This is a genomic window from Enterobacter cloacae complex sp. R_G8 (genome assembly GCF_024599795.1).
In the GTDB taxonomy this organism is placed as follows: Bacteria; Pseudomonadota; Gammaproteobacteria; order Enterobacterales; family Enterobacteriaceae; genus Enterobacter; species Enterobacter dissolvens.
Genome location: NZ_CP102246.1, coordinates 3,102,480 through 3,116,979 on the forward strand (window position 1 = coordinate 3,102,480; position 14,500 = coordinate 3,116,979).

The window sequence follows — 14,500 nt, forward strand, 5'->3', positions numbered from 1 at the left end:
GTGGCGCTGCGCTTACCCGGCCAACATACCGGGCATTTATCCGATCAACAACAGGCAGGATAAATCATCGCCGCCATTGATTTTATCAATCGCAAAGTCCATGCGGGCATCAATGGTGGTATTGTGCATGGTCTTTTCGGAGAGGCTGGCGATGGTTTTCATTACCACCTGTTGGTCGATTTCGTCCTGCATCGATCTTACGCTGAGGATGCATTTGATATAGAAAAAGTCCAGCACGATACGATAAAACTGACGCATGATGGTGGCCATATTTTTGCCGGGGAAATAGCTGCTGTACAGTTTGTACAACAGATAATTACGTAATACGTAAGGCTCTGACAGACAGGAAGTCTCACACAATCTGTGCCACTGCTGATTAATCGCGTCGAATTTTGTCTCCAGTTCCGCCGCGTCGCTTATACCGGCAACATCCAGGTATGCGGCAATTTGCTGATGCCCTTCAAGAATAAAACTGTCCCGAGCTGAATCTTTAGCAACATACGTTCCCATGACGGACAACGCCAGATATTTCATTGCGTTTGACTTCGCCAGATGACCGGAATCCATCAGCGATGTTCCGCTTTGCAGTTCATTGAGAAGCGCTTCGTAGAAATTTTCCACTTCAGCAAATTTATTATGTAGATCAAAGTTAACGTGCTGGAGGCAAAGAATAAACTGCGCCAGCGCCATCAAATTTTCTTCAATATTACCCGATGGTGACTGGATTAAATTCCAGGCAAAAAGATGGATAACCTGCTGCGTCTGCGAGGCAGACTGGCGCTGCCCAATCAGGTTGGTTTTATAGCCCGCCACCAGTTCATCCTGCTCCTGAAGCAGCATCGCATCCGGGTCAAACAACACCCGCCGGACCACTTCCGGGCAGGAGAGCGTCATCGTATGCCGGGTCTCATCCTGGTAGCGAGTTGAACCCCTGGGGTAGGTGCTACAGGTATGCGAAAGCGCCTCTTCACCTAAATCGCGATGGACCATGCAGAGCTTGTTTTCATCGACAAAAGGACAGTCCCCTTTTTCGTTGAGCTTCACTCTGGAATAGTTATTTTTACCCTTTCGCTGAAGGATAAGATTCTCTTTGGCAATGGCGGCAATGTCTGCGTGCGAGGACAGGACATATTTCTGGTGAGTTTTCTTGTCAATATTGATTGTCCAGCCACGACAGCATGACATTAAGCACTCTGGCCCAACACACTGAAACTTACAGACGAAAATCGGTTTGATGGTTTTATGAATTTGCATAGCCAAGGCGTCATGATATAAAGCATAAAAAGTACCATGACGCGTGCGTTATGCTAAAGGTGCATAACGTCGCACAAATTCAGGTAATTTAGAGTATCAAAGAGAATGCGAGATAGTCACCGAGCCGGTTTGGATAACTGTTCCTCTGCACCATTCGGCGAATAAGGGCAATCAGTTCAAAATCAGTTCTCAGATTAAACTTCTGCATCATCACATACTTTTGCGTAAAAACGGTTTTATCGCTGATCTTCAGCGCATGCGCGATCTGCACTACCGATAATCCCCGATAAAAATTGGCCATAATGCGTTTTTGCTGGGGTGATAATATTTTATGCTGACACTCTGCGCAGCTTTTTTGCTTCCAGCTGTTCCCCGCGAGCTCTGCACGGTACCAGGCGATGAACAGCACCTGGTTTATCCGATCAAGCGAAGCGCGACGCGAAATAAAAATAATATCGTTAAAACAGGAGGGTAAGGCAGGAAAATGATATTCATCTTCCACCAATCCGATCACAATCCCTTTCTGGCGCGCCTGTAATTCGGGAAAACAGACCAGCGCCTCCCCCATACAAAATGAGAGAACGATAATATCGGCGGCACTGACGTTATCACGGCTAAGCTCTGCCTCGAAATGAATCTCCTGCTTAAAATTACGTAAAAAGAATTCCACAAAGAAACACTGCAGCCCATGGTGAAAAAATTGGTCTGTCTCTTGAATCAGAATATTCAACATAGCAAATACCGATGTGGGTCAGTCAATAAACGTTATTAACGCGCGGGATTTTTAATTGTATTGCATGGTCATCACAACAACTGCACTGACACTGCCCGGCGTCGCGCCACCGGTTACAGATTTTACCCAAGCCTGCATGGCCATGGTCGCCGTTCTGTCCGGCGTAATATTTTGCGTTATGCTGGACCCGGTCCCCTTCAGCGTACCCGTGGCGGCCTCACGCATGGCTATCGCCACGTTTGTCGCCGAGCCGCTGTTCAGGTAGTAGTCCGCACCGGCCGCCGGATCGGGGGTGCCGGTAAACGAGACCGTGACGCTGCGGGTCCCCGCCGGGCACTGGGCAAATTGCAAATTAAACGGTACCGGATCGGATGTCGATCCCGGCGTCGCCATATTAGTCGCCTGTATATTTCCAAGATTAATATCCAGGTTTGCGCTCCCGCCATTAAATACACAGGGCGAGGCGATGATATTTCCCGTCACACCCAGATTAACGCTATCAGCCGCAACGACGTTCCAGCTGATAGCAAGGAGGAGCATCCCTCTCCTTAAGGATAATTTCATCATGTCACCTGTTACTGGTAGGTCAAATTAAGCGTGGCAGAGGCATTTGCCGAGCCGGATTCGACGGTCGTTAAGATCTGGTAATAGCGTGCCGTTAACGGGAGCGTCTCCTGCCCGCCTGCAGACTGTTTTAATAAAAGACGACTGTTCAAGACCAGTGGCGTGCCATTATAGAGAAATTGCACGCCAACGCCTTTTGCCGTGCCGCTATTTCCCTGCCCGGTTAATGCCATGACGCTGGTGTTGGCACTGTCCGGATTCTGTATTCCGCTCAGGGAAACCGTAATATTGGTGCCGGCACTGCAGTTTAATCCCAGGTTTTGCGTATTCTGCGCAACCGCTGGCGTGGTCCCCACCACGCTGCCAAATGCCGCGGCCGAAATATCCCCCATCGGGAAGGTCAACTGTGGCGTGGCGATCGTGCATGCCAGCGCATTGATTGTTCCGCCGGTAAGTTGCGTGGTCAGCCCGTCGCGGTAGATACCGTCGCTGCCCTGAAGCGTTACCACACCTATTGCACCAGGCGTTAAGGCACCGGACGACACCGGGCCGGTGACGACCAGTTCGACCCGGCCACCATACCAGTCCACGTATGAGGTTTGCGCATTATATGAGAACGTATTGCTCGGGTTTTCAAAGTAGGCATTCGATGAGAATCGAATGCCTACGCCGCTGACATTAGTGTTGTAAACGTGGTTTCCGTAGCTGCTCAGCGTGGCACTGTTATATCGCATGCTAAAACCCAGCATTAACGGATTAGTACATCCGCTAAGATAGGATCCCGTATACGTTCCCGCACCAGAAAAAATCACCGTGCCAACAGGCGCATCGCGCTGAACATTGATTGTCCCCACCGATAATGTCGAAAGCTGCGGTGTAATGGTGGTGCAGGTTCCCGCCCGGGCGATATGCCATGCGCAAAGACAGCACAGCAGTAATAACATGTTGATCCGTTTCATCTTAATGCTCCTGGCGACACGAGACGCTGATGTCCGTAATTCCGCCGTATTGCGATCCTTCCGGCAGGCTAAAATCTGCCCGACACTGCTGATGAGGTTGATGTCCCCATGTTGCCAGGACCGTGCCCTGGTCGCGCAGGCCGGTTAAATAGACCTGGCCGCGATCGCCCACGATAAAGCTGCTCTTGTCATCATCCGCCAGGGTAACAACCGCGCCAAACGGCACGAACTGGTCATGAGTCGTCAACGTCATCAGCACCCGACGTCCGACTTTGGACAGGTAATCGGCTTTCACCACCGCACCACGTGTAGGTGTGACCGTGCGCGTGTTGATCTCCAGCTCCACATCATCAGGCATATTTTCAGGATCGAGAGCGAGATCGTTTTTGCGGTATACGGAGAGGTTATTCACCACCGTATATCCCCGGTAATCCGTCCGTACGCCGGACTGGTTACGAATATTCACACCATGAGCGCCAGGGGCTTTGATTAACGCATTGGTTTCTCCCAGCGGCTGAGAGAGCGTTATGCCATCAGCATGGGCGAGGATCCCCCCCTGCACACCATAATTAAGGCGTTCGCTATTTTTGTCGTAGCCATATCCCGCCGTGACCTCGCCATACGTGCCTTTGTAGTCACCGTTCAGCGTGCCGGTATATCCCACGCCATCCGTGCCGTAACCTTGCTGGATATTCCAGTTCAGCGCGCTATTGTTGAGAGCCACCCCGTTCATGCCGATACTGTGCGTCGTGCCATTGTTCTTACTGGTATTCAGGCCATAGTTGGCCCACGTCTGCGGCAGGAATTTATCCAGCGGCACGCTGACGGTAAACGCCAGCAACTGGTCGTGGTCATAGGTCTTTGTACTTCCACTGCCGGATGAGGTCGGGCCGCCATTTTTGCTGTATGTCCAGGTCACGCCATAACTGATGTTGTTCCAGTCGTTGTTGTAGCCGACACTCCATGACGCCATTGATTTGTCGGTGTTCCAGTAATCTTCCCGTGCGGCGCTGAGCGTCAGCGCACCCCGCTCATCACCCAGCGTCTGGCTCATCGTCAGCTCCACACGGTTACGTCGTCTGTTCTGAAGCGCACTGCTGTCTTCGTACGAGTCCAGCACGTCCTGGAGCCCGTAATAGCCGCGTGTTGAATAACGGTATCCTGCAATCGAAAAGTCAGTGCCGGTATTCAGCACGTTCTTGCTGTAGCGTGCGCGCAAGGATTGCCCCTGCGTTTTCGCGGTATGGGCCAGTGTTGACCAGGCCTGGGTGACATCGGCGGAGAGCGCCCCGAAATCCCCCATGTTTTTACCTGTGCCGACAGCGAACGACTGGTACTTGCCGGAACCCTGCACCCCGCCATATAGCGTAATGCCATTCCGCAGCCCATAAATACCGCTGACGTGCCCGAACGGGGTTTTCTCCACGCTGCTGTTATAGGCGCGATACTGTCCGCCGGTGAGGGCATATTTCAGTCGCCCTTCACGCTGCAACACGGGTACCGAGGCATACGGCAGCGTGAAATGCTGCTCGCTGCCATCTGCCTCTTTGATGGTCACGTCTAAATCGCCCGCGCCACCGGTGGGATACATATCGGTAATTTCAAACGCGCCCGGTGCCACATAGCTTTGGTAGATCTGATAGCCATTCTGGCGAATCACGACCTGCGCATTGGTGCGCGCGATCCCTCGCACCACAGGAGCATAGCCTTTCAGGGAGTCCGGCAGCATGTCATCGTCCGACGCCAGCTGAACCCCGCGAAAAGGCACGCTGTCAAAGACATCCGCCGGGGCGGAGCTGTCCCCGAGGGTAAGCTGCGCTTTCAGGGGAATAACGGCACGTTGCAGGTAGCTGTAGACCGTGTCCCATTGATCTTTCCCGGCAGCATCCCGCGACCAGGTGGTGTAGTTGCGTAAACGCCACGGCCCGATATTGACCCCTGGACGCAGGTTCGCATACTGGGAGTTGCTACTGACCCCCTCGCCCGCTCTCGCCCGGCTGTTTGCCCCACTCAGGCTGTAATTGAGCATGGCTGCCGTGATCCCTTCATCCCACATCTCCGGCGGCACATAGCCTCTTGCCGGCAGATCGATGGCGGCCTGCGGAATACTCAACACCAGACGCTGGGCAGCAAACTGAAAATCCGCACTGGCCTGTGGAATAGCCTGAAGATTGACGCATTCACTCTTCTCTGCATCAAGCGCTGGAAATAGTGCCGTTTTCACGCCCCAGCGTTTTAATTGCGCAAGACTCAGACAAGGTTGCAATGACGCATCGCCGTTGTCGGCTTTGCTCGCGGTAAACTGAATATCCCCCGTCTCCAGAAACGCGTCGTCGACAATAATATCGACATGGTAGATCCCCGGTGCCTGCGAGCCTGATTCAAAGGCCGACAAATCGGCTTTATCCATGCCTGGATTATCCAGCTCAATTAATTCGGTGTTAAAGGCAACACTGGCGTAGAGCGAGGTTGAGGATCCGCCAAACGCTAAGGCGATAAACATCGCCAGGCGTGCGGGTTTCATCGTGTTATTTACCGTCATTGCGAATTACCGGGTTAATGCAGGCGTTGCCGTTTGCGAAAGGTTCACAAACTGGCTTGATGTAATACGCCGGGACTGCCATAGTCGTTAATAATTTTAAACGTGAGTGAATTTCCCCTTGCCTCGTTGGGTAATACAAACCGGGCTGAGGCACCGGGTAACACGTAGGTCACATCGTCCAGCTTTTTCCCCCCCAGCGTAATTTCATTAAAATTGACGACATATTGCGTGGGGTTGTTGACCTGAATTTCATTCCCGGCTCGTTGCCAGGTTAATTTATTAGCCTGTTCTTCTGGCGTAGACGCCCGCAAACCTTCTGGCCGGTAGATCAGTTTGATGCGCGTTTTTACTGCTATTTGCAGGGCGTTCGTCTGCTTTGATGCCGAAGGGATCGCTTTGATATTCAGCCAAAATAAACTTTCCTGCTCCTGAGGCAGTGCACCAGTCATCACGATCCGCTCAATATTTTTTTGTCCTCCATCCAGCCGATATAATGGCGGTGTAATAATAAAAGGCGCTTTAGCTGTGTTCCCTTCCTGCATATCTATCCATGACTGAATTAAATAAGGCGCACTGTCCGGATTAGTTATGCTGATTGACGCTTCTTTTTTAGCCCCACCGAAAATGATTCGGGTTCCGCCAATAATGACCCCGGCGTGAGCTGTGGTCAGCGTCAATGCTGACAGCGCCAGGGCCAGTCCTTTTGTTTTGATAAAACGCATGAAAACCTCATACCACAACGGGGCCGGGTTGGCCCCTTACTGATTGCTGCCAACAATATTAGTTGTAGACCACGGAGAAATTCGCGACAGAATTCGCCGGACCGGCGGTGACCGCCGCTGCGGTGGAAATATACTGCGCATAGAAACTCAGCGTATTATCCATGGTGCTGCTCAGCGCATAGCTATAGCTGTTGCTGCCATGGAGCGGCAGATCGGCCTTATCCGCACTCATCAGGTTAATCGCCACACCGGTCGCCGCGCCCGCCGCAGACGAATCAATCGCCAGCAGGCTGGAATTCGTGGCATCCGGCGTACCATCAAAGCGAACCTTCGCGTTGGTGACCGTCACCGGGCAATTTTTCAACACGATATTAAATTGCGTGGCTGCGGTTCTGGCCCCGGTGGTCGGGAATTCGGTCTTATAATAATCGCCCAACACCACCACCTGATTCTGTGAAGCCACATCAACGTCACAGGCGGAATCCAGAATATTACCGTTAAAATTAACGGTACCCGCAGCGGCGAAGGCGTGTGTTGCTGTCAGGGCAGAACTGACTGCCAGCAGTGTTATCATCATTTTATTGTTCATCATTAAATCCTGTATCACTTTATTTATTACTGAAATCCAGATTACATAATTCAGGCCTCATCAGCCGATGAACGAAATTTATACAACTCTTTTTCGACACACAATCTATTTTGAGGTCTAGCTGTAGACTTCTCTTTAACAAAATAAATACATTTCAGTTTTGAAATTTCTTAAGCAATTATGTTTCCGGTCTACTTTTAGACCCGTAATTTACGCCCTTACAATTCATATAATTAGGCTCGTCATTTACTGCGGTCTATTTTTAGACCCGTGTTAAACATTCCACGACCCGCTGTTTTTTAAGATAATTCTTTATATCGATCAAATAATGATCGCGTCCGTGAGTGAGGTATCTAATGAACACCCGAATGGCTCCCAGTCTCGATAATGAAAAAGCCACCGTGCTTACGGCTAAACCCTATAAGCACATCGAGAAATTAATCGATAACCTTCTTCCCTCTGCAGAAAGACGCATACTGTCGCGAGGGGAAGTGATCCATTATTACAATAACGATATTCGTCAATGTTTTTTGTTGCTGCAGGGCAGCGTGGCGTTGCACCGTCGGGGAGATGGCATCGTATTAAATTCAGAATCCTCGCCGTTTGTTCTTGGCGTGAGCAGCCAGTTCTCCTCAGAGCACCTGTACGTCAGAGCGCTGGAAACCTCCGAGGTCGCGGGTATTTCGCTGGAACGGTTTAATCGCCTGGTTGCGCAACACAATTTATGGGAGCCCTTTGCGCACCTGCTGATCTATACCGCCTCTCGGGTCTACGAGCATTGCTCGCGGATCTCACAGATGTCAGCCTATGACATTATTCGCTTTCAGCTGGTTGAGCTGATGCAGGAGCCTGAAGCTATACGGCTGAACATGACGGCGGCAGGGTATATACAAAGCCGCACCTGGCTGTCGCGCAGCGGAATTATGCGAATACTGGCGGAACTGCGCACCGGAAAGTACATTACGATGGAGCGCGGCGTACTGCTTGATGTCCATCATTTGCCGCGGAAATACTGACCCTGGTGCTGTCGGTGGTGCCGAGTAAGGCTATAATCAGAAAGACGATTCTTTCAGGTTCAGGTTATGTCCACCACAGAAAAACCCCATCGTGGTTCTCCTTATGCGCAAGCGCTGATTACGCACTTACAGCCCTACTCTACGCTTCGCAACACGGGTCGCGGGGAGCAGCTGGATCTGGTGGTTAATGGCCGGGGAATGAGTTATTTGATTCTGGAAGGGACCGTTGCCATTTACCGACGCAGCGACAATCTGATGCTGTCGACGGCGAAAAGCCCGGCGTTATTTGGCGTGGCCAATATCAGTAACATCTTTTTTGACGACTACCTGAAAACAGTGACGCCCTGCAGGATCGGTACGCTGCCCACAGAGCAGCTCAACGTCATTATCCAGGAGAAGGCGTTGTGGGGGCTGCTATCAAACCATCTGATGTTCATGTACAACCGGCTCTATAACACCGTCATGCCGAAGGGGGCGCCGACGGCTTATGAGATGATCCGCCAGCAGCTGATGCTGTTAATGAATGAAGATGAATCCTATCGCCAGGGGATCACCGCTGAACGTTACATTCGCGACAAAACCCAGCTTTCCCGTAGCGGCGTGATGCGTATCCTGGCGGATTTAAAAACCGGCGGGTTTATCGAAATGGATGACGGCAGGCTGATTAAAATCAACAAACTTCCCGCCCGTTACTGAATTGCAGACACAAAAAAGGCCGCACTCGCGGCCTTTTTATTCTCTCAATGGACGTGAACGCCCAAGCGCCAGGCAAAATAGATCTCTTCTTTCAGTTCATTCGAAGAGAGCGCCAGCAAATCTGTGAACTCCAGTTCAAGCTGTTTCAGCTTTTTCAGGTACTGCGCCGGAGAAAGGTTGCTCTTATCGCGACGTAAGTATTCAATTGCCAGTTGCGTTGGGGTTATTTCAGTATCCATGATGTCCTCGCTTATGTACAAATCCTGACCAGTATATCACAACGCCCTGGCTAGTTTTTGACCAAATGCAAAAACACCGACAAAATTTACACCACCGCTGTCGTCAGCCGCGACGAGCAGCACAGCCGATCCTGCTCATCAAGAATATCAATCTGCCACACCTGATGACGGCTACCGGCATGCAGCGCGCGGCAAATACCGCGCACGCGTCCGCTACGCACCGAGCGAATATGGTTGGCGTTCACCTCCAGACCGACCACCTTTTGCTCCCCTTCGGTACACAGATAGCCCGCCACCGAGCCCAGCGTTTCGGCCAGCACCACGGACGCACCGCCATGCAGCAGGCCAAACGGCTGATGCGTGCGATGATCGACAGGCATGGTGGCCTCCAGGTCGTCCTCGCCGATACGGATGAACCGGATATCCAGCAACCCGACCATATTCCCCTCGCCCATGGCGTTTAACGCCTGTAGCGTGACGGCACGTTTCCAGATCATCCGATAATCTCCAGTAAAGCCTGTAATGGGTGGCGTACGCCGTTACCCTCTACCCGTTTCACCTGGCTTCGACAGGAGTAGCCTGTTGCCAGGCAGCGGTTTCTTGGCAAACGCTGCATCGCCTGATGCCACGACAGCTCGTAGATACCGAGCGAGTTGGCGTGATTCTTGACTTCATGCCCGTAGGTGCCCGCCATGCCGCAGCAGCCAACGCTGACGCTCTCAAGCTTCGCGCCGAAACGGGCAAAGATAGAGGCCCATTGCGCAGGTGCCCCTGGCAGCGCGGTGACCTCGGTACAGTGGCCAAACAGGTACCACGACTCACCGCTGACCTCCATGGCGGTGGTCTGCTCCAGGGCGGCCGGCAGCCACTCATGTACCAGCATTACGTGGAAATCACCGCGTTTATCGCCCAGCGTCTGCGTGTATTCATCGCGATAGCAGAGCACCAGTGCCGGATCGACACCCACCATCGGCATCCCCAGCTCGGCGACCCGGTTGAGGAAATCAGACGTTTTTTGCGCCGTTTTCGCGAAGCGGTTGAGGAAGCCTTTAATGTGTTGCGCCTTACCGTTGGGTGAGAACGGCAGGACTACCGGCTGGTATCCCAGCTTTTCCGCCAGGCGGACGAAATCGGCCACCACCTGCGCATCGTAGTAGCTGGTAAAGGGATCCTGCACCACCAGCACCACCTTCGCTTTTTGCTCAGGGCTTAGCGCCTCAAGCTGCTCCAGGGTCATGTTTGCCGAGCGGTGTCCCACCAGCTGACGCTGCAGCGACGGTACCGAAAGCAGCGGCAGATCCACCATCCCGATATGTTTTTCGGAAAGCTTGCGTACCAGCGGCTGATTAATAAAGAAGTTGAAGGTCTTCGGCGCCCGCGCCATCAGCGGGGCATAGCTCTCCACCGTTGCCACCAGATGGTCGCGCATCGGGCGCAGATAGCGCGTGTGGTAGAGCTGCAGGAAGCGTGAACGGAACTCCGGCACGTCGATCTTAATCGGGCACTGGGTCGAACAGGCTTTACAGGCCAGGCAGCCGGACATCGCCTCTTTCACCTCATGGGAGAAATCATACTCGCCCTTATTCGCATGCCAGCTGTTGCGGGTGCGCTCAATCAGGGATCGCAGGCTGGCCCGTTTTTCCGGCAACTCCTGCTCCAGCTTGAGGGGATCCACCCCGCGGTCGGCCAGCAGACGCAGCCATTCCCGCACCAGCGTCGCCCGCCCTTTTGGCGAATGGATGCGGTTGCTGGTAATTTTCATCGACGGGCACATCGGGCTTTTCACGTCGAAGTTAAAGCACAGGCCGTTGCCGTTACACTCCAGCGCCCCGCGCCAGGACGCGCGCACGGCAATCGGGATTTGTCTGTCGTAGGTGCCGCGCTTGACGGCATCCACCTGCAGCATCGGCGCATCAATCCCTTCGGGGGGGCAAATTTTCCCCGGATTGAGACGGTTATTGGGGTCAAACGCCGCTTTGACCTTGCGCAGCTCACCGAAGAGCTGTTCACCGAAGAACGCCGGACTGTACTCGGCGCGGAACCCTTTTCCGTGTTCACCCCACAGCAGGCCGCCATATTTCGCGGTTAACGCCACCACCTCATCGGAGATCTGTTTCATCAGGATCTCCTGCTGCGGGTCGCACATGTCCAGCGCCGGACGCACGTGCAGCACCCCGGCATCAACATGGCCGAACATGCCATAGCTCAGGCCATGACTGTCCAGCAGGGCACGGAATTCAACAATATAATCCGCCAGATGCTCAGGGGGGACACAGGTATCTTCGGCAAACGGAATCGGCTTAGCGGCACCTTTGGCATTGCCGAGCAGCCCCACCGCTTTTTTACGCATCGCGTAGATACGCTCAATGCCGGCCAGATCGTTACAGAGCTGCCAGCCAATGACGCCACCTTCGCCCTGAGCAATCAGTTCGTCCAGCCGCTGACAGAGCGTGGTCACCTGGCTGTCGATAAGCTCTGCATCGTCTCCGGCAAATTCAACAATGTTAAGCCCGAGCATCTCTTTATCCGGCACATCGGTAATCAGCTCCCGTACGGAGTGCCAGACGATATCTTCCCGCGCCAGATTAAGCACCTTCGAGTCGACGGTCTCCACCGACAGCGCCTGCGCCTCAACCATAAACGGGGCATTACGCAGCGCGGAATCAAAGGAGTCATATTTGACGTTCACCAGGCGGCGAACCTTCGGCAACCGGGTGATATCCAGCCGCGCCTCGGTAATAAACGCCAGCGTCCCTTCGGAGCCGGTCAGCACGCGGGTCAAATCAAACTGGGTCAGTTCGTCGTTAAAGACATGCCGCAGGTCGTAACCGGTCAGGAAACGGTTCAGTTTGGGGAATTTGTCCAGGATCAGCTGGCGGTTATCGCGACAGCGTTCCAGCACGGTGCGATAGATGCGCCCGCTTGCGGTATTCTCTTTACCCAGCGTTTCCGCCAGCTCGACCGGCATGGGCTGGGTATCCAGGATATCGCCGCCCAGCAGCACCGCGCGTACGCCCAGAACGTGATCGGAGGTTTTTCCGTAGACCAGCGAGCCCTGCCCGGAGGCATCGGTGTTGATCATCCCGCCGATGGTCGCCCGGTTGCTGGTGGAAAGCTCCGGCGCGAAGAAGTAGCCGTAAGGTTTGAGATACTGGTTGAGCTGATCTTTGATGACGCCCGCTTCGACACGCACCCATCCCTCTTCAGGATTGATCTCGATGATGCGGTTCATATAGCGCGACATATCTATGATGATGCCCTGGTTCAGCGCCTGGCCATTTGTCCCGGTGCCACCGCCACGCGGGGTGAACACCAGAGCGCTAAAACGTTCCTGGGTCGCCAGCCGGGCGATAAGCGCCACATCGGCCGTTGAGCGCGGAAAGACGACTGCATCGGGAAGAAGCTGGTAAATACTGTTATCGGTCGCCATCGTCAGCCTGTCGGCATAGTTCGTGGCGGTATCACCTGTAAAACCCTGTTGCTCCAGTGCCTGCAAAAAATTAAGCACCAGCTGAACGACGCCAGGTGCTTGAGAAATCTGTGGGATCATGACTGTCGACCCTAATTAGAGTGGGATGAAACCGTTTGCGTTGTGTCTGGAAAGTTTTATCACATTTTTTTCTTATGTGCTTCGCTGAATTACGGGCAAAATCCGCCTGTCAAAAATCGCTGATATCATTAATGATTAGAGAGACGCGGTTATCCGTTCCCGCCAGCCTCGCTGGTGTTTATTAAGGAAAGTTTCATTTATGGTCAATCTTCGCCAGCCCAGGGATGTTGCGCAAATTATGCTGTCGGTGCTGTTTCTGGCCCTCATGATTATTGCGTGTCTGTGGATTGTTCAACCTTTCATACTTGGCTTCGCCTGGGCCGCGACGGTGGTCGTGGCGACCTGGCCGGTGCTGTTACGTTTGCAAAAACTGCTGTTTGGCCGCCGCGGTCTGGCGGTACTGGTCATGACGCTGCTGCTGTTCCTGCTGTTTATTATTCCAATTGCGCTGCTGGTGAACAGTCTTGTCGATTCCAGTGGCCCGGTGATTCGCGCCGTTACCAGCGGTGATTTAACGCTACCGGATCTCGCCTGGCTGAACAGCATTCCGGTGGTAGGCGCCAAACTTTACAGCGGCTGGCACAGCCTGCTGGAGATGGGCGGCAGCGCGCTGATGGCAAAAGTACGTCCGTATATTGGCACCACCACCACCTGGTTTGTGGGTCAGGCGGCCCATATTGGCCGCTTTATGATGCACTGTGCGCTGATGCTGGTCTTCAGCGCCCTGCTCTACTGGCGCGGTGAGCAGGTAGCGTTGGGCGTTCGCCATTTCGCCACCCGACTGGCCGGCAAACGCGGCGATGCTGCGGTTCTGCTGGCGGCGCAGGCCGTGCGGGCGGTTGCGCTTGGCGTGGTCGTCACGGCGCTGGTGCAGGCGGTGCTGGGCGGTATTGGCCTGGCCATTTCTGGCGTGCCGTACGCCACCGTCTTTACGGTGGTGATGCTGATGACCTGTCTTGCGCAACTGGGTCCGTTGCTGGTGCTGGTCCCCAGCATCATCTGGCTTTACTGGACGGGGGATACCACGTGGGGAACTGTTCTGCTGGTCTGGAGCTGTGTGGTCGGCACCATGGATAACGTGATTCGTCCCATCCTCATCCGCATGGGCGCGGACCTGCCGCTGATCCTGATCCTCTCCGGCGTCATTGGCGGGTTAATCGCCTTTGGGATGATCGGTCTGTTTATTGGACCGGTGCTGCTTGCCGTCACCTGGCGTCTCTTCTCCGCCTGGGTACACGAAGTACCACCGCCGGGAACTGACCCGGATGTGATTTTGAGCGAACTCGAAGAGCTGGAAGAGAAGAACACGCAGTAAAAGGGGTTGCCGGGTGGCGCTGACGCTTACCCGGCCTACATTCCCCCCTGCAATACTTAAACGTTGCTAAACTATTTATTCGCTACACACTGGTCCGACCCGCCTTTTTTGCTCTAAGTCCGCTATTCACCTCAAGAAATCTTTACTTCTCTTTAACTATTGAGACGAATCTGATCGACGCTCAGGGCTGGCATGCCTACTATTAGCTCACGGTTATAAATCAACACCTTGATTTATAAGCATGGAAATCCCCTGAGTGAAACAACGAATTGCTGTGTGTAGTCTTTGCCCATCTCCCACGATGGGCTTTTTTTTATCCTG

General features: G+C 53.5%; 13 protein-coding genes and 1 other RNA gene. 4 read left to right on the plus strand and 10 right to left on the minus strand.

Features of this window, described 5'->3' with window-relative positions:
• Nucleotides 1-36: 36 nt before the first annotated feature.
• From fliB to NQ842_RS14730, 7 genes are all read right to left on the minus strand, one after another.
• Nucleotides 37-1,254 (minus strand): flagellin lysine-N-methylase, encoded by a 1,218-nt coding sequence (fliB, locus tag NQ842_RS14700; protein ID WP_257256022.1) that lies wholly within the window; start codon nucleotides 1,252-1,254, stop codon nucleotides 37-39.
• 88 nt (nucleotides 1,255-1,342) lie between these two features.
• Nucleotides 1,343-1,987, minus strand: coding sequence for a LuxR C-terminal-related transcriptional regulator (locus NQ842_RS14705; protein ID WP_257256023.1), 645 nt, complete (start codon nucleotides 1,985-1,987; stop codon nucleotides 1,343-1,345).
• A gap of 51 nt (nucleotides 1,988-2,038) precedes the next feature.
• A complete protein-coding gene (locus NQ842_RS14710) occupies nucleotides 2,039-2,527 on the minus strand; it encodes a fimbrial protein (RefSeq protein WP_080345982.1) in 489 nt (162 codons plus the stop codon).
• Nucleotides 2,528-2,562: 35 nt separating this feature from the next.
• Entirely contained in the window at nucleotides 2,563-3,510 is a 948-nt protein-coding gene (locus NQ842_RS14715; RefSeq protein WP_257256024.1) for a fimbrial protein, read from the minus strand.
• Between the two features lies 1 nt (nucleotide 3,511).
• On the minus strand, nucleotides 3,512-6,052 hold the full coding sequence (locus NQ842_RS14720) for a fimbria/pilus outer membrane usher protein (RefSeq protein WP_257256025.1): 2,541 nt from the start codon (nucleotides 6,050-6,052) through the stop codon (nucleotides 3,512-3,514).
• Between the two features lie 44 nt (nucleotides 6,053-6,096).
• Nucleotides 6,097-6,774, minus strand: coding sequence for a molecular chaperone (locus NQ842_RS14725; protein WP_257256026.1), 678 nt, complete (start codon nucleotides 6,772-6,774; stop codon nucleotides 6,097-6,099).
• Between the two features lie 58 nt (nucleotides 6,775-6,832).
• Entirely contained in the window at nucleotides 6,833-7,366 is a 534-nt protein-coding gene (locus NQ842_RS14730; protein ID WP_373371726.1) for a fimbrial protein, read from the minus strand.
• A gap of 353 nt (nucleotides 7,367-7,719) precedes the next feature.
• On the opposite strand from NQ842_RS14730, the gene NQ842_RS14735 reads away from it, so the two are divergent.
• The gene (locus tag NQ842_RS14735) at nucleotides 7,720-8,379 is read left to right on the plus strand and encodes a helix-turn-helix domain-containing protein (RefSeq protein ID WP_257256027.1); all 660 of its coding nucleotides are present in this window, start codon (nucleotides 7,720-7,722) and stop codon (nucleotides 8,377-8,379) included.
• 66 nt (nucleotides 8,380-8,445) lie between these two features.
• A complete protein-coding gene (locus NQ842_RS14740) occupies nucleotides 8,446-9,075 on the plus strand; it encodes a helix-turn-helix domain-containing protein (RefSeq protein WP_257256028.1) in 630 nt (209 codons plus the stop codon).
• A 44-nt stretch (nucleotides 9,076-9,119) separates the two neighbouring features.
• Here the strand turns inward: NQ842_RS14740 and NQ842_RS14745 are convergent, their stop codons facing one another.
• The 3 genes from NQ842_RS14745 to NQ842_RS14755 all read right to left on the minus strand — a co-directional run bounded on the left by NQ842_RS14745 (nucleotide 9,120) and on the right by NQ842_RS14755 (nucleotide 12,864).
• Nucleotides 9,120-9,314 carry a YdiH family protein gene (locus NQ842_RS14745; protein WP_003857766.1) on the minus strand — a complete coding sequence of 65 codons (195 nt, stop codon included), beginning with the start codon at nucleotides 9,312-9,314 and terminating at the stop codon, nucleotides 9,120-9,122.
• A gap of 86 nt (nucleotides 9,315-9,400) precedes the next feature.
• A complete protein-coding gene (gene menI / locus NQ842_RS14750) occupies nucleotides 9,401-9,811 on the minus strand; it encodes a 1,4-dihydroxy-2-naphthoyl-CoA hydrolase (protein WP_046887873.1) in 411 nt (136 codons plus the stop codon).
• Nucleotides 9,808-12,864 (minus strand): FAD-binding and (Fe-S)-binding domain-containing protein, encoded by a 3,057-nt coding sequence (locus NQ842_RS14755; protein WP_257256029.1) that lies wholly within the window; start codon nucleotides 12,862-12,864, stop codon nucleotides 9,808-9,810. The genes menI and NQ842_RS14755 overlap by 4 nt, the downstream gene beginning before the upstream one ends.
• Before the next feature lie 199 nt (nucleotides 12,865-13,063).
• Here NQ842_RS14755 and ydiK point away from each other — a divergent pair, with 199 nt between their 5' ends.
• Both ydiK and rprA read left to right on the plus strand, forming a co-directional pair.
• Nucleotides 13,064-14,179: an AI-2E family transporter YdiK gene (gene ydiK / locus NQ842_RS14760; protein WP_014831573.1), complete on the plus strand. Its 1,116-nt coding sequence runs from the start codon at nucleotides 13,064-13,066 to the stop codon at nucleotides 14,177-14,179.
• A gap of 209 nt (nucleotides 14,180-14,388) precedes the next feature.
• An RNA gene (gene rprA / locus NQ842_RS14765) (antisense sRNA RprA) lies at nucleotides 14,389-14,496 on the plus strand.
• Nucleotides 14,497-14,500: the final 4 nt, after the last annotated feature.

Bases quoted from the DNA above. Each gene is read 5' to 3' on its own strand.
- fliB (WP_257256022.1), bottom strand. From the start codon at position 1,254: ATGCAAATTCATAAAACCATCAAACCGATTTTCGTCTGTAAGTTTCAG.
- NQ842_RS14705 (WP_257256023.1), bottom strand. From the start codon at position 1,987: ATGTTGAATATTCTGATTCAAGAGACAGACCAATTTTTTCACCATGGG.
- NQ842_RS14710 (WP_080345982.1), bottom strand. From the start codon at position 2,527: ATGCTCCTCCTTGCTATCAGCTGGAACGTCGTTGCGGCTGATAGCGTT.
- NQ842_RS14715 (WP_257256024.1), bottom strand. From the start codon at position 3,510: ATGAAACGGATCAACATGTTATTACTGCTGTGCTGTCTTTGCGCATGG.
- NQ842_RS14720 (WP_257256025.1), bottom strand. From the start codon at position 6,052: ATGACGGTAAATAACACGATGAAACCCGCACGCCTGGCGATGTTTATC.
- NQ842_RS14725 (WP_257256026.1), bottom strand. From the start codon at position 6,774: ATGCGTTTTATCAAAACAAAAGGACTGGCCCTGGCGCTGTCAGCATTG.
- NQ842_RS14730 (WP_373371726.1), bottom strand. From the start codon at position 7,366: ATGATGAACAATAAAATGATGATAACACTGCTGGCAGTCAGTTCTGCC.
- NQ842_RS14735 (WP_257256027.1), top strand. From the start codon at position 7,720: ATGAACACCCGAATGGCTCCCAGTCTCGATAATGAAAAAGCCACCGTG.
- NQ842_RS14740 (WP_257256028.1), top strand. From the start codon at position 8,446: ATGTCCACCACAGAAAAACCCCATCGTGGTTCTCCTTATGCGCAAGCG.
- NQ842_RS14745 (WP_003857766.1), bottom strand. From the start codon at position 9,314: ATGGATACTGAAATAACCCCAACGCAACTGGCAATTGAATACTTACGT.
- menI (WP_046887873.1), bottom strand. From the start codon at position 9,811: ATGATCTGGAAACGTGCCGTCACGCTACAGGCGTTAAACGCCATGGGC.
- NQ842_RS14755 (WP_257256029.1), bottom strand. From the start codon at position 12,864: ATGATCCCACAGATTTCTCAAGCACCTGGCGTCGTTCAGCTGGTGCTT.
- ydiK (WP_014831573.1), top strand. From the start codon at position 13,064: ATGGTCAATCTTCGCCAGCCCAGGGATGTTGCGCAAATTATGCTGTCG.